The organism is Streptomyces sp. NPDC088817 (assembly GCF_044750345.1).
Classification (GTDB): domain Bacteria; phylum Actinomycetota; class Actinomycetes; order Streptomycetales; family Streptomycetaceae; genus Streptomyces.
On sequence record NZ_JBIVJN010000015.1, the window covers coordinates 139,125 to 152,979 of the forward strand.

Genomic DNA, 13,855 nt, shown 5'->3' on the forward strand with positions numbered 1-13,855 from the left:
GGCCGAGGGGCGGGGCCGACGGGGTTCACACCGATGGCCGCGGGTGCGAGGCTGTGATCGTGAGCCGCATCGAAGCCACACCTGACGAAGTACAGGGCAACCTCCTCACCGACCGGCTCCTCGCGGGCCTTCCGGCCGAGGCTGTCCTCATCGATCCCGATGTCACGGCCTCCTACGCCAACGACATGGCGAGCTTCTGCCCGTCCGGCGTCCCGGCCGTCGTCGTCCTGCCGCGCACGGTGGAGCAGGTCCAGCACATCATGCGCACCGCCACCGAACTGCGGGTCCCGGTCGTGCCGCAGGGCGCCCGCACCGGCCTGTCCGGCGCGGCCAACGCCTCCGAGGGCTGCATCGTGCTGTCCCTGACCAGAATGGACCGCGTCCTTGAGATCAGCCCGGTCGACCGGATCGCGGTCGTCGAGCCGGGCGTCGTCAACGCGGCCCTCTCCCGCGCGGTGAACGAGCACGGCCTGTACTACCCGCCGGACCCCTCCAGCTGGGAGATGTGCACCATCGGCGGCAACATCGGCACCGCCTCCGGCGGGCTGTGCTGCGTGAAGTACGGGGTCACCGCAGAGTACGTGCTCGGCCTGGACGTCGTGCTGGCCGACGGGCGGCTGATGTCCACCGGCCGCCGCACCGCCAAGGGCGTCGCCGGATACGACCTGACCCGCCTGTTCGTCGGCTCCGAGGGCTCGCTCGGCATCGTCGTACGGGCCGTCCTGGCGCTCAAGCCGCAGCCGCCGCAGCAGCTCGTGCTGGCCGCCGAGTTCGCCTCCGCGGCCGCCGCCTGCGACGCCGTGTGCCGGATCATGACGGGAGGCCATGTGCCCTCCCTGCTGGAGCTCATGGACCGTACGACGGTGAAGGCCGTCAACGACCTCGCCCACATGGGCCTGCCGGAGACCACCGAGGCGCTGCTGCTGGCCGCCTTCGACACCCCGGACCCGGCCGCCGACCTCGCCGCGGTGGCCGAGCTGTGCGAGGCGGCCGGCGCCACCCAGGTGGTCCCGGCCGACGACGCCACCGAGTCCGAGATGCTGCTGCAGGCGCGGCGGCTGTCGCTCACCGCGCTGGAGGCCGTCAAGGGCACGACGATGATCGACGACGTGTGCGTGCCCCGCTCCCGGCTCGGCGAGATGCTCGAAGGCATCGAAAGGATCGCCGAGAAGTACCAGCTGACCATCGGGGTCTGCGCGCACGCGGGCGACGGCAACACGCACCCGACCGTCTGCTTCGACGCGCAGGACCCCGACGAGTCGCGGCGTGCCCGCGAGTCCTTCGACGAGATCATGGCCCTCGGCCTCGAACTCGGCGGCACCATCACCGGCGAGCACGGCGTGGGCGTGCTGAAGAAGGAGTGGCTGGCGCGCGAGATCGGGCCGGTCGGGGTTGAGATGCAGCGGGCGATCAAACACGCCTTCGACCCGCTGGGCATCCTCAACCCCGGCAAGCTGTTCTGAGGCCCGCGCGTTCACTGGGCGAGCAGACCGGCCAGCTCGTCGTCGATGCCGAGCTGCCCGCCCTCGCTGCCCGGCGGCACCAGGCGCAGCGTGCGCTCCAGCCAGGCCGCCACCTGTGCGGCGGGCACCTCCAGCAGGGCATCGCCGTCGGGTGCGCTCAGCGCCAGCAGGACCACGCTGCGGCCCAGCGCCTTCGACGGCCACACCCGCACGTCGCCGTCCCCGCACGACCGGAACACCCCCTCCACGAGCAGATCCCGCGCGAACGTCCAATGCACGGGGTGCTCGGAGTCGATGTGGAAGACGATGTGCACGGCGTACGGGTCGTCGGTGCGGTAGGCGAGCCGCGCCGGGACGGGGACGTCGTACTCGGGCGACAGGATCATTCTCAGTTCCAGTTCGTGCTCGACCACGGTGTGCCGCATGGGCCTTCTCCTCTCCACACGGGCCTCTCGGCGGGCCCGTGTAAAAGGAGAGGGCGCCGGAGCCCGGGCATTACGCGAGTCGCCCGAACTTTTTCGATCCGAATGTCGCGTGATCGTGAAGCAGGTGTACGAGGTTGCCCGGAAAGGGGTGGGTCCGGCCGGACCTGTCGTGTCGCCTGCCTCGGTCTGATAGATGTGGAGGCCCCCAAGACGGCCCCCGAGCAGATACGGGACGACGGACATGAGCGCCCCAACCCCGGCACCCGGTGACGACAGGCCCCGCGAGGGCTACTACCCGGACCCGTCCATCCCTGGCTACGTCCGGTACTGGAACGGCGCCGCCTGGGTGCCGGGCACCAGCCGTCCGGCGCCGTCCGACGGCGAGCCGCTCGGCCCGCCGCCCGGGGGCTCCGCGGCTGTCCCGGCGGTCGAGGAGACGGGGCCGCACTTCTTCGACGAGGACCCCGTCGCGCCACCGCAGGGAGCGTCGGCGTGGGGCGCGCAGTCCGGCTTCGGCGAACAGGACCACCGCGCCCCCTGGGGCGCCCCGTCCCCGGCCGACCCGAGGCTCGCCCACACGACGGCCCCCACCGACACCGGCCACCCCGACGGCACGTTCGTCTTCCGACGACCCACGACGGGGGACGCGGCGGGGACTCCGGGCACCCCGGGCGACGCTGCTCCCGGGGTTCCGGGGCCGGGCGCGCCCGGCGGCGAGGGCACGATGACCTTCCGGACGGTGCCTCCCAGGAACCCGGCGCCCGGCGCGCCGGGCGTCCCCGGTCAGGGCGCGCCCGCATCCGGGGTCCCGTCCGGCGGCGCCGGACCCGCAGGGGCGCCCGCTTCCGGTGGGTCCGCGGCGAGCGGTGCCGGTGGCCCCGGTTTCGGCGCCGGGAAGGCCGCCGCCGCGCGCGCGGCGGCCGCGCAGGCACCGGGCCAGGCCGGTCCCCGGCCGGGCGCTGCCCAGACGCCGGGCCGGCTCGAACCCCCACCGGGCGCTCCCGACGCGCAGGGACCGGGTCAGTCCGGTTCCCGTCCGGGCGCCGCCGCGCAGGCGGCAGCCCGGGCCGGATCGCGGTCGGGTACCGCTTCCTCTGAGGGGCCGGGTCCGGCCGGATCGCGGCCAGGCGCCGCCTCGGCCCAGGCGTCGGGTCAGGTCGGCCCCCCGCCGGGCGCCGCCGGCTCTGAGGAATCGGGTCCGGCCGGTTCCTGGCCTGGTGCCGCGCCGGAGCAGGCCGGCTCGCGGCCGGGTGCTGCCGCAGCGGCGGAGGGCGCAGGTCAGGCCGGCTCCGGGAAGGGTGCGGGTGCGGGCGGTCCCTGGCCGGGCGCTGCCTCGGGTCAGGCGGCGGGGCAGGCCGGCTCGCGGCCGGGTGGTGCCGCTGCGCAGCGGCCGGAGCAGGTTGGTTCCGGGCAGGGTGCGGGTGCGGGCGGTCCCTGGCCGGGCGCTGCCTCGGGTCAGGCGGCGGGGCAGGTCGGCTTGCGGCCGGGTGGTGCCGCCGGGCAGGCGGCGGGGCAGGTCGGTTCCGGGACGGGAGCGGGCGCGGCCAGTTCCTGGCCCAGTGCCCCATCGGGGCAGGCCGGCTCGCGGCCGGGTGGTGCCGCTGCGCAGCGGCCGGGGCAGGTTGGTTCCGGGCAGGGTGCGGGTGCGGGTGGTTCCTGGCCGGGCGCCGCTTCTGGTTCCGGCGCGGCCTCGGCCGGGGGGCCGGGTGGCGGTGTGTCGCCGATGTCCAGTGGTGCCGGTGGGGGGCAGTCGTCCTGGGCGCAGCAGGTGCACCAGCTCGCCGGGTCGGGCGAGCAGCAGCCCGGCGCGCCCTGGAGGCCGCCGGTCGAGGACGTGTTCCAGGCGGCGGCGCGACGGCAGGCGGCGGCCCGGCCCGCCGGGCTCGGCAAGCGGCTGGCCGCCCGGCTCGTCGACTCCGTCGTCCTCGGAGGCGTCACCGCCGTCGCCGCCGTGCCGCTGGGCACCAAGGCGATCGACCACGTCAACGGCAAGATCGACGAGGCCAAGCTCTCCGGCCGCACGGTGACGGTCTGGCTCCTGGACGGCACCACGGGGACGTACCTCGCCGTCGTCCTCGCCGTCCTGCTGCTCGTCGGCGTCGTCTACGAGGTGCTGCCCACCGCCAAGTGGGGCCGCACCCTGGGCAAGAAGCTGTGCGGACTGGAGGTACGGGACATCGAGGGCCACGAACCCCCGTCGTTCGGCCCGGCCCTGCGCCGCTGGCTGGTCTGGGGCGTCCCGGGCCTGCTCGGCATCGGTCTCGTGGGCATGGCGTGGTGCCTGTTCGACCGCCCGTGGCGCCAGTGCTGGCACGACAAGGCGGCGCACACGTTCGTGGCGGGCTGAGGGGTGATCAGACCGGCCGGGGCGGCTCCGGCCCCCGCGCCGGTCCCGTACGTCCCCGCTCATCCGTACGGCCGCGCACCGGATGCGAGGCGGCCGGGGCCGCGATGCACTCGGCGCATGAGCAGCGAACCGCCCCCCGGCTCCGGACAGCAGCCCCCTTCCCCCGGAGGACGGCGACCATCCCACGGTGACGGCGCGTGGGGCGGCGGTCAGGGAGAGGGAGAGCCGGGTGGCGGCCCGAACTACGGCGACCCGTCCGCAGGCAAGCCCCCGCCCCCTGGCGAGCAACCCCCGCCCCCAGGCGAGCAGCCGCCCCCCGGCGGTGGCCCGTACGGCGGCGGTGGGCCCTACGGCCCCCAGGGCGGCGGCGGCCCCCAGGGCAGCGGCTACGGCGGCGGCCCCTACGGCGGTGACCCGCTCGCCGGTATGCCCCCGCTCGCCGACAGCGGCAAACGCACCCTTGCCCGGATCATCGACCTGGTCCTGGTCGGTATCGTCGTCACCCTGGTCACCTGGGCCCTGCGGGTCAACGAGTACGCGGTCAACGCCGGGAACGTACAGGTCGGCAAGTCCGTGGCGCAGTCGGTGGTCGGCCTCGTGCTCTACATGGCCTACGACACCTTCATGATCTCCCGGTACGGGCAGACCCTGGGCAAGAAGTGGCTGGGCATGCGCGTGGCCAACCTCGACGACGGCTCCACCCCGTCCGTCCCCACCGCGCTGGCACGCGCGGCGGTGCTCTGGATCCCGTTCTGGTTCTGCTGCGCCTGCCTGTGGCTGGCGATCAGCGGCGGCTGGAGCTTCTTCGACCGCCCCTACAAGCAGGGCCTGCACGACAAGGCGGCCAAGACGGTGGTGGTCAGCACCGGTTGAGCGCGCGCCCGGACGCCGGGGAGGTCAGGGAGCCGTGGGCCCCCGTACCGGCTCGACTCCGGCCGTGACGGGCTCCCGGTGTGCCCGCGCACGTACCCGTGCCCGTGCCTGCGGTCGCGCCTGCCGGCCGTCGGCCTTCCGGGCATCGGCCGGCTCGGCCGCGCGCGCCCTCGGCATCGGCACCGTCATGGCGACCAGGAGCCCCAGCGCGAGTGCCGCGAGGGCGATGACCACGATCCCCGGACCCGAACTCGTCCGGGACAGCAGCAGCATGGCGAGCGTCGAGAGGATCACGGTGCAGGAACCGTAGGCGAGCTGTGCGGCGGTCGGACGAGGCATGGCAATCGGTCCTCGGAAGTGGGGGTCTCCCCCCGTGCCTCTCGCTGCGGGGGAGGGTGCGGACAGGGCTCTGCAGGTGTGACGCGGTGGTCGGCCTGGCTTTCCACCGGCTTCCCGGCGGTCCGTCAATCGACCCTATTCGCCTGTGTGCCCGAGAGGAACGGCTGGTAAGCGCGCCCCAGCCCCTGGTGCCGGTGCACGGGGGGCGCACGGAGTCATGCGGTCCGCCCAGCGGACGGGCGCACGCGCCCGGAGGGGCCGTTCGGCCCAGGCGCGTGGGCCCGGGAGGCGACCGCCCGCCTCGCATAATGCGTTTGACGGGTTCAAGTCAAGACTGTTTTTTCTTGCGAACGTCTAGTCGAATGTCGTCACTTGACTACACCCCGTCCATCGCGCGCGGACCCTTCCATGGCCCATTCCCCCCTTCCGCGCGGACGGACGCGGTAGGGGAGGACCACAAGTGACCAGTAGACGCTGGGCGTTCAGAACGACCGCGATCGGTGTGGCGCTCGCGGCGGCCACCGCCACGTTCTCGACGTTCGCCGTGGCGGAGGCCGCGACGACGGCCGACTCCGTCTCCGTGAACCGGCACGACCCGCAGCCGGTGGCGCAGCACTCGCACGACCTGGACGGCCCGCTGAGCGAGACGCGGAAGGCCCAGCGCCAGGAGGCCCTGAGCCAGGTCATCGCCGGCAAGGCCAAGGTGCAGGACCGCAAGGGCTCCAAGGTCGTCGAGCTCAAGGGCAAGAAGGGCGACACCAAGTACGTCGAGCTGGGCCGGGAGAAGACCGACAAGATCTTCACCATCCTGGTCGAGTTCGGCGACAAGGCGGACCCGAGGTACGGCGGCACCCCCGGTCCGCTGCACAACGAGATCGCCTCGCCGGACCGCAAGAACGACAACTCCACGGCCTGGCAGAAGGACTACAACCAGAAGCACTTCCAGGACCTGTACTTCGGCACCGGCAAGAACACCGAGTCGATGAAGAAGTACTACGAGTCCCAGTCCTCGGGCCGCTACTCGGTCGACGGCACGGTCTCCGACTGGGTCAAGGTGCCGTGGAACGAGGCCCGTTACGGCAACAACGCGTGCGGTTCCAGCACCTGCTCCAGCGTGTGGAACATCGTCAGCGACGGTGTGAACGCCTGGGTCGCCCAGCAGAAGGCGGCCGGCCGGACCGACGCGCAGATCAAGGCGGACCTGGCCCAGTACGACCAGTGGGACCGCTACGACTACAACGGCGACGGCAACTTCAACGAGCCCGACGGCTACATCGACCACTTCCAGATCGTGCACGCCGGTGAGGACGAGTCCGCCGGCGGCGGCGCCCAGGGCACCGACGCGATCTGGGCCCACCGCTGGTACGCCTTCGGCACCGACGCCGGTGCCACCGGCCCCGAGTACAACAAGCTCGGCGGCGCGCAGATCGGCAACACCGGCATCTGGGTCGGCGACTACACCATCCAGCCGGAGAACGGCGGCCTCGGCGTCTTCGCCCACGAGTACGGCCACGACCTCGGCCTGCCGGACGAGTACGACACCTCCGGCGGCGAGAACTCCACCGGCTTCTGGACGCTGATGTCCTCCGGTTCCTGGCTCGGCCGGGGCAAGGAAGCCATCGGCGACCTGCCGGGCGACATGAACGCCTGGGACAAGCTCCAGCTCGGCTGGCTCAACTACGACGTCGCCAAGGCGGGCGTGAACTCCGCGCACAAGCTGGGTCTGTCCGAGTACAACACCAAGTACCGGCAGGCCGTGGTGGTCTCCCTGCCCGACAAGGCGGTCACCACCACGATCGTCACCCCGGCCCAGGGCGCCACCCAGTGGTGGAGCGGCAGCGCCAACAACCTGAAGAACACGCTGACCCGGTCCGTGGACCTCACCGGCACCAAGTCGGCCGCCCTCACGCTCGACGGCTGGTACGACATCGAGGCCGACTACGACTTCCTCTACGCGGAGGTCTCCACCGACGGCGGCGCCAACTACACCGCGCTCGACGGCACGGTGAACGGGCAGCCGATCCCGCGCGACGGCAGCGGCAACCCGGCGCTGACCGGGACGGTCGACGGCTGGAAGAACCTGTCGTACTCCCTGGACGCCTACGCGGGCCAGAAGATCCTCTTCCGCTTCCGCTACCAGACCGACGGCGGAGTGGCGCTGAAGGGCTTCACGGCCGACCGCATCACGCTGACCGCCGACGGCTCGGTGGTCTTCGCGGACGACGCCGAGAGCGCGGACCCGGCGTGGACGGCGAACGGCTTCTCCCGCATCGGCGCGTCCTTCAGCAAGGACTACAAGCAGTACTACATAGCCGAGAACCGCCAGTACGTGTCGTACGACACCACGCTGCAGACCGGCCCGTACAACTTCGGCTTCGCCGACCGTCCGGACTGGGTCGAGCACTACCCGTACCAGAACGGTCTGCTGATCTGGAAGTGGGACACCTCCGAGGCCGACAACAACACCAGCAAGCACCCGGGCACCGGCCGGATCCTCCCGGTCGACGCGCACCCGGACGCGCTGCGCTGGTCCGACGGCACGCTGATGCGCAACCGCATCCAGACGTACGACTCGACCTTCAGCCTGTACGACACGGACGGCCTCACGCTGCACAAGGCGGGCGTCAAGACGAAGATCAAGTCGTCGAAGGGGGTGTCGGTCTTCAACGACCGCGCCAACACCTACTACGACCCGGCGAACCCGGCCGGCGGTGTCAAGATCACTGACACCAACACCAAGATCAAGATCACCAAGGAGGCCAAGGACGGCTCCACGGTCGAGATCGAGGTCGGCGGCGCGCTGAAGTAATCGGCGTCATCGCAGGTCAAGCGCGTATCGGCGGCAACCCCCCTGGCGGGTTGCCGCCGATCGTGTTTAGGTGCGTCCTGTGACCCGCTTATTGACACCGACCGGAACGGGGAAGTGACCGCATGGCCGCAGGAGGTTTCTGCAAGCTGCCGAACGGCACCGTGGTGGTGGCGCTGAACCTGCCCAGCCCCACCGTCGACGGCATCGGCGGCGTGCGCGTGCTGGTCCACGCGCAGAACCGCGCCCGGGCCCTGACCCGGCTGCGCAACCTGGGTCTGCGCGCGGTCTACCTGCGGGGCAACGCGGCCCCGCCGACCCCGGACGAGGTCACCGCGGTCCTGCACCACCCCGACGGCCTGATATGGCGCACCTCCCCGGCCGACACCGTCGGCGCCCCGGAGCTGTGGCACCCGATCAGAGCCCTGCTGCGCAGACCCCCCCGGCCCACCACCAGCCCTCATGACAGCCGGCCCCGGACCGGGCTCGGTGCCGGCTAGGCGACCACCGGTTTGCCGGTGAGGGTGACGCCTGCCTGGCGCAGGTCCTCCAGGGCCCGGTCCGTGGTGGCCTGGGAGACCCCGGCGGTGAGGTCCAGGAGGACCTGGGTGCGGAAGCCCTCCCTCACGGCGTCCAGGGCGGTGGCGCGGACGCAGTGGTCCGTGGCGATGCCGACCACGTCCACCTCGTCGATGCGCCGGGCCCTGAGCCAGTCGGCCAGCGGCTCGCCGTTCTCGTCGGTGCCCTCGAAGCCGCTGTAGGCCGCCGAGTACGCGCCCTTGTCGAAGACCGCGTCGACGGCTCCCGAGGCGACGGCGGGGGCGAAGTTCGGATGGAAGCCCACACCCTCGGTGCCCGCGACACAGTGCGCCGGCCAGGAGCGGACGAAGTCGGGATTGTCGGCGAAATGGCCGCCGGGCGCGATGTGGTGGTCCCGGGTCGCCACCACGTGCCGGTAGCCCGCCGGTGCCTGCCCGATGAGCTCGGTGACGGCGGCGGCGACATCGGCGCCCCCGGCCACCGCGAGGCTGCCCCCCTCGCAGAAGTCGTTCTGCACATCGACGACGATCAAGGCGCGACGCATGGGCGGTGTCCTTCGGCTGGCGGATCGGTGGGCGGAGAGGGCGCGGGTCCGGTCGTGAGGCCGTGGACCCGGGAACTCCGCCACTCGGACGGGAGGGGACCTCCGGGGGCGTACCGAAGCGGGGGCACGCGCTTCAGGGGGTGTCTGACACCCCCTAGCTACCCGAGCCCCGGTGCACGTACTCCGTCGGAAGGACGGGTTCCCCACGGGACAGCTGGGTCGCCGACAGCGGCAGGTCGGCGCGGGCGGCCGCGTGCCGCTCCCGGGCCGCGTCCAGCGGCTCACGGGCGACCACCTCGCCGCCCTTGACCAGCTCCACCAGGAGCTGCCGGCCGGCCAGGGCGTCCGGCACCGGGCCGGTGCCCACGACCTCGGCCTCCGCGACCCCGTCCGCGTCCAGCCGCCGCGCCGCCCACTTGCGGCCGCCGATGGAGGTCTTGCCGCCGGTGGACCTCTTCGCCACCGGCACCAGCGGCGCCCCGGCGTCACCGCTCTCGGCGCGCGCGACCAGCTTGTAGACCATGGACGCCGTCGGGTGCCCGGAGCCGGTGACCAGCTGGGTGCCGACGCCGTAGGCGTCCACGGGCGCCGCCGCCAGTGAGGCGATGGCGTACTCGTCCAGGTCCGAGGTCACGATGATCCTCGTGTCCCGGGCGCCCAGCTCGTCGAGCTGGTGCCGCACCCGGTGCGCGACCAGCAGCAGGTCGCCGGAGTCGATGCGCACCGAGCCCAGCTCGGGCCCGGCGATCTCGACGGCCGTACGGACCGCCTCGGCCACGTCGTAGGTGTCCACCAGCAGCGTGGTGTCCCGGCCGAGCGAGTCGACCTGCGCCTGGAAGGCGTCCCGCTCGCTGTCGTGCAGCAGGGTGAAGGCGTGCGCGGAGGTGCCCACCGTCGGGATGTTGTAGCGGAAGCCGGCGGCCAGGTCGGAGGTGGAGGTGAAGCCGCCGAGGTAGGCGGCCCGCGAGGCGGCGACCGCGGCCAGCTCATGGGTGCGGCGGGCACCCATCTCGATCAGCGGGCGGCCCTGGGCGGCCGAGGACATCCGCGAGGCGGCGGCCGCGATCGCCGAGTCGTGGTTGAGGATCGACAGGATCACCGTCTCCAGCAGCACGCACTCGCCGAACGACCCCTCCACACGCATGATCGGCGAGCCCGGGAAGTACACCTCGCCCTCGGGGTAGCCCCAGATGTCCCCGCCGAACCGGTAGCCCGCCAGCCACTCCAGGGTCGGCTCGTCCACCACCCGGCGCTCGCGCAGGAACTCGAGGACGCCCGCGTCGAAGCGGAAGTTCTCCACCGCGTCCAGCACCCGCCCGGTACCGGCCACGACCCCGTAGCGGCGCCCGTCGGGCAGCCGCCGGGTGAAGACCTCGAACACGCTGCGCCGCCCGGCCGTCCCCGCCCTCAGCGCGGCCTGGAGCATCGTCAGCTCGTAGTGATCGGTGAACAGAGCCGTCGAGGGAACGTCCACCGGCAGCCCAAGGTCAGCAACGCCCACCGAAGCTCTCCTAGCCATGTCGTGCGGGTGCCCCCGACGCCCGGCCGGGGGTCCGGGGGCGGTCCCCGGATGATGCCTGGCGAAGAATCGTACTCCCATTTCGTCAGACTGACGATTTGGCCCACCGTTTATGCGAGTACCCCCTCGGGGTGGCAGCATGGGCCGTGTGACGGCAGCCGCACCCATGGAGATCGAGAAGACCGAGCCGGCGGAGGAGGTCTTCGCCGTACCCGAACCCGACGTACCGTGGGTGACGATCGTGCACAACGATCCCGTCAATCTCATGAGCTATGTGACGTACGTCTTCCAGACGTACTTCGGCTACTCCAAGGACAAGGCCACCAAGCTCATGCTCGACGTCCACCACAAGGGCCGGGCGATCGTCTCCAGCGGGACCCGTGAGGAGATGGAACGGGACGTGCAGGCCATGCACGGCTATGGTCTGTGGGCCACCCTCCAGCAGGACCGGAAGTAGCGACTGCCTCCATGCCCGGAACCTTCGAACCGCTCCCCGGCGGCGGCGCGTCCGTCGCCCTCGACGACGTCGAGATCTCCATCATCCGTTCGCTGGCGGTGCAGCTCCTGGAGCTCATCGGCCCCGGCCCCGCCGAGGACGAGGCCCCCGCCGACCCGCTCGCCCAGCTGTTCGCCGAGGGTCCGAGCGAGCCGCCCTCCGATCCCGTCCTCAAGCGGCTCTTCCCGGACGCCTACCGCGACCCCGAGACCCCGGGCAATCCGCATGAGGCCGCGGAACAGCGCGCCCACTCCGCCGAGTTCCGCCGCTACACCGAGAACGACCTGCGGGCCGGCAAGCGCGAGAACGCCCTCGCGGTGATCCACTCGCTCAACGCGCTCACCCCCGGCGAAGACGGCCCGGCGGTCCTCGAACTGACGACGGCCGAGTCGCGGCGGTGGCTCGGCGCGCTCAACGACCTGCGCCTCGCCATCGGTGCCCGGCTGGAGATCACCGAAGAGGACGACACGGACGACTTCTACCGCCTGCCGGACGAGGACCCGCGCAAGCCGATGGTGATGGCCTACCTCTGGCTGGGCGGCCTCCAGGAGACCCTCGTCTCCACGCTCATGGCGTAGCCCCCGCCGCGGTCCGAGCCTCGCACGCCGTGATCGCGTGTACGCATGCCGTGGTCGTGCGCCATGATCACATGCCGTGATCCACCCGGTATATCCGGATTTCGCGTTCACTCAGAGGACGCTCAAATCCGGATAACGATCGCGTCACTGCGACGGCCGGGTATGGGTGAGCCCTGCGCGCTTCGTCCGCTTCTCCCCGTGGGATGCATCACACAGCTCCCCGTCGATCAGTGGTGCGGCCGTGATAAATCTTCACGACCGCCCGGCGGACACCACCCATGTCCGGCCGGGTGCGCCACCGAGCCGGCAACCGCCGGCCAGGCACGGCGGATCCGGGGAGACCCGGGCACGCACTCCATTCAATCCGGGGGGATCGAAACCCGGTCCGGGGCCGACCGAGGGCCCGGGTCGGCATGGAGAAAGGCGCACACCACATGACCTCAGAGCAGGTCACGGAAGCCCCCGAAGAGGGGTACGAGCGCGGTCTTGGCAGCCGCCAGGTCCAGATGATCGCCATCGGCGGCGCCATCGGCGTCGGGCTCTTCCTGGGCGCGGGGGCGAACATCGCCAAGGCCGGACCCAGCCTCATCGTCATGTACGCCCTCGCGGGCCTGATCATCTTCTTCATCATGCGGGCGCTCGGCGAGCTCCTGCTCTACCGCCCCGTCTCGGGCTCCTTCGCGGAGTACTCGCGCGAGTTCCTCGGCCCCTTCTTCGGCTTCTTCACCGGCTGGACGTACTGGCTGATGTGGGTGGTGACCGGAATGGCCGAGCTGACGGCCGCCGCGATCTACGTGCACTACTGGTTCCCCGCCGTCCCGCAGTGGGTGACCGCGCTGGTCTTCCTGGTGGTCCTCTTCGTGGCCAACCTGATCTCCGTGAAGGTCTTCGGCGAGATCGAGTTCTGGTTCTCGATGGTCAAGGTCACCGCCCTCATCGGCATGATCGTGATCGGTCTTGGCGTCCTCACCTTCGGCTTCAGCGCCGCCGGCGACACCGCCGCCGTCAGCAACCTCTGGGAGTTCGACGGCTTCTTCCCCAAGGGCGTCGGCTCCTCCCTGATGACCCTCCAGGGCGTGATGTTCGCCTACCTCGCCGTCGAACTGGTCGGCGTCACCGCGGGCGAGTCCCAGGACCCGGAGAAGACCCTCCCCAAGGCGATCAACACCCTGCCCTGGCGCATCGCCCTGTTCTACGTCGGCGCCCTCACCGTCATCCTGTGCGTGGTGAAGTGGACCGAGTTCGGCCCGGGCGTCAGCCCCTTCGTGAAGGCGTTCGCGGTCATCGGCATCCCGGCCGGCGCGGGCATCGTGAACTTCGTGGTGCTCACCGCGGCCCTGTCCTCCTGCAACTCCGGCATGTACTCCACCGGCCGCATGCTGCGCACGCTCGCCGACAACGGCGAGGCCCCCCGCTTCTTCAGCCGCCTGTCCAGCTCCAAGACCCCGGCGCTCGGCATCACCGTCTCCGTCGCCTTCATGGGCATCGGCGTGGTGCTGAACTACATCGTCCCGGAGAAGGCCTTCGGCTACGTCACCTCCGTCGCCACCGCCGCCGGCATCTGGACCTGGCTGATGATCCTGATCAGCCACGTCCTGTACCGCCGCGGAGTCGAGTCGGGCCGGCTGCGTGCCTCCTCCTTCCCCGCCCCCGGCGGCGCCAAGTGCTCCTACGTCGCCATCGTGTTCCTGCTCTTCGTCACCTGCCTGATCGCGTACGACGCCGACTCCCGCGTCTGCCTCTACGTGATGGCCGGATGGGCCGCCGCCCTGGCCATCGGCTGGGCGGTCCTCAAGAACCGCAACCCGCAGGTCGCCGACCCCCGCGAGCCGGAGCTCGAGAAGATCGGCTGACCCCACGGCGGTTCCGAAACCGGACGTCCCGGCAGGAGCGGGCCCCCAACCCGCCCCTGCGGCCGCTCAGGA

The 13,855-nt window shown here is 71.7% G+C and carries 12 protein-coding genes and 1 pseudogene; 9 read left to right on the forward strand and 4 right to left on the reverse strand.

The genetic code is table 11. From position 1 onward, the window contains the following. Positions 1-53 precede the first annotated feature (53 nt). Positions 54-1,463 carry an FAD-binding oxidoreductase gene (locus tag ACIP4X_RS25795; RefSeq protein WP_401350827.1) on the forward strand — a complete coding sequence of 470 codons (1,410 nt, stop codon included), beginning with the start codon at positions 54-56 and terminating at the stop codon, positions 1,461-1,463. Positions 1,464-1,474: 11 nt separating this feature from the next. Here the strand turns inward: ACIP4X_RS25795 and ACIP4X_RS25800 are convergent, their stop codons facing one another. Beyond that, positions 1,475-1,888, reverse strand: coding sequence for an SsgA family sporulation/cell division regulator (locus ACIP4X_RS25800; RefSeq protein ID WP_401350829.1), 414 nt, complete (start codon positions 1,886-1,888; stop codon positions 1,475-1,477). 241 nt (positions 1,889-2,129) lie between these two features. On the opposite strand from ACIP4X_RS25800, the pseudogene ACIP4X_RS25805 reads away from it, so the two are divergent. From ACIP4X_RS25805 to ACIP4X_RS25815, 3 genes and pseudogenes are all read left to right on the forward strand, one after another. Beyond that, positions 2,130-2,252 (forward strand): annotated as a pseudogene (locus tag ACIP4X_RS25805) (DUF2510 domain-containing protein); the annotation flags it as partial. Between the two features lie 1,359 nt (positions 2,253-3,611). Further along, complete coding sequence (locus ACIP4X_RS25810; protein ID WP_401350899.1) at positions 3,612-4,235, forward strand: RDD family protein; 624 nt, start codon at positions 3,612-3,614, stop codon at positions 4,233-4,235. A gap of 117 nt (positions 4,236-4,352) precedes the next feature. Further along, on the forward strand, positions 4,353-5,108 hold the full coding sequence (locus ACIP4X_RS25815; RefSeq protein WP_358728178.1) for an RDD family protein: 756 nt from the start codon (positions 4,353-4,355) through the stop codon (positions 5,106-5,108). A gap of 24 nt (positions 5,109-5,132) precedes the next feature. On the opposite strand, the gene ACIP4X_RS25820 is transcribed toward ACIP4X_RS25815, so the two are convergent. Continuing rightward, positions 5,133-5,447 carry a hypothetical protein gene (locus ACIP4X_RS25820; RefSeq protein ID WP_391457940.1) on the reverse strand — a complete coding sequence of 105 codons (315 nt, stop codon included), beginning with the start codon at positions 5,445-5,447 and terminating at the stop codon, positions 5,133-5,135. Between the two features lie 460 nt (positions 5,448-5,907). Here ACIP4X_RS25820 and ACIP4X_RS25825 point away from each other — a divergent pair, with 460 nt between their 5' ends. Then, positions 5,908-8,256, forward strand: coding sequence for an immune inhibitor A domain-containing protein (locus tag ACIP4X_RS25825; protein ID WP_358728182.1), 2,349 nt, complete (start codon positions 5,908-5,910; stop codon positions 8,254-8,256). Positions 8,257-8,378: 122 nt separating this feature from the next. Beyond that, entirely contained in the window at positions 8,379-8,753 is a 375-nt protein-coding gene (locus tag ACIP4X_RS25830; RefSeq protein ID WP_401350832.1) for a hypothetical protein, read from the forward strand. On the opposite strand, the gene ACIP4X_RS25835 is transcribed toward ACIP4X_RS25830, so the two are convergent. Together ACIP4X_RS25835 and ACIP4X_RS25840 are read right to left on the reverse strand one after the other, a co-directional pair. Then, positions 8,750-9,337, reverse strand: coding sequence for an isochorismatase family protein (locus ACIP4X_RS25835; RefSeq protein WP_401350833.1), 588 nt, complete (start codon positions 9,335-9,337; stop codon positions 8,750-8,752). The genes ACIP4X_RS25830 and ACIP4X_RS25835 overlap by 4 nt on opposite strands. A 154-nt stretch (positions 9,338-9,491) precedes the next feature. Further along, the gene (locus ACIP4X_RS25840; protein WP_358728188.1) at positions 9,492-10,838 is read right to left on the reverse strand and encodes a nicotinate phosphoribosyltransferase; all 1,347 of its coding nucleotides are present in this window, start codon (positions 10,836-10,838) and stop codon (positions 9,492-9,494) included. A gap of 157 nt (positions 10,839-10,995) precedes the next feature. Here ACIP4X_RS25840 and clpS point away from each other — a divergent pair, with 157 nt between their 5' ends. From clpS to ACIP4X_RS25855, 3 genes are all read left to right on the forward strand, one after another. Next, positions 10,996-11,313 carry an ATP-dependent Clp protease adapter ClpS gene (gene clpS / locus ACIP4X_RS25845; RefSeq protein WP_358728190.1) on the forward strand — a complete coding sequence of 106 codons (318 nt, stop codon included), beginning with the start codon at positions 10,996-10,998 and terminating at the stop codon, positions 11,311-11,313. 11 nt (positions 11,314-11,324) lie between these two features. Next, positions 11,325-11,930 carry a DUF2017 domain-containing protein gene (locus tag ACIP4X_RS25850; protein ID WP_401350836.1) on the forward strand — a complete coding sequence of 202 codons (606 nt, stop codon included), beginning with the start codon at positions 11,325-11,327 and terminating at the stop codon, positions 11,928-11,930. A 434-nt stretch (positions 11,931-12,364) separates the two neighbouring features. After that, positions 12,365-13,783: an amino acid permease gene (locus tag ACIP4X_RS25855; RefSeq protein WP_358728194.1), complete on the forward strand. Its 1,419-nt coding sequence runs from the start codon at positions 12,365-12,367 to the stop codon at positions 13,781-13,783. The last annotated feature ends 72 nt before the right edge of the window (positions 13,784-13,855 follow it).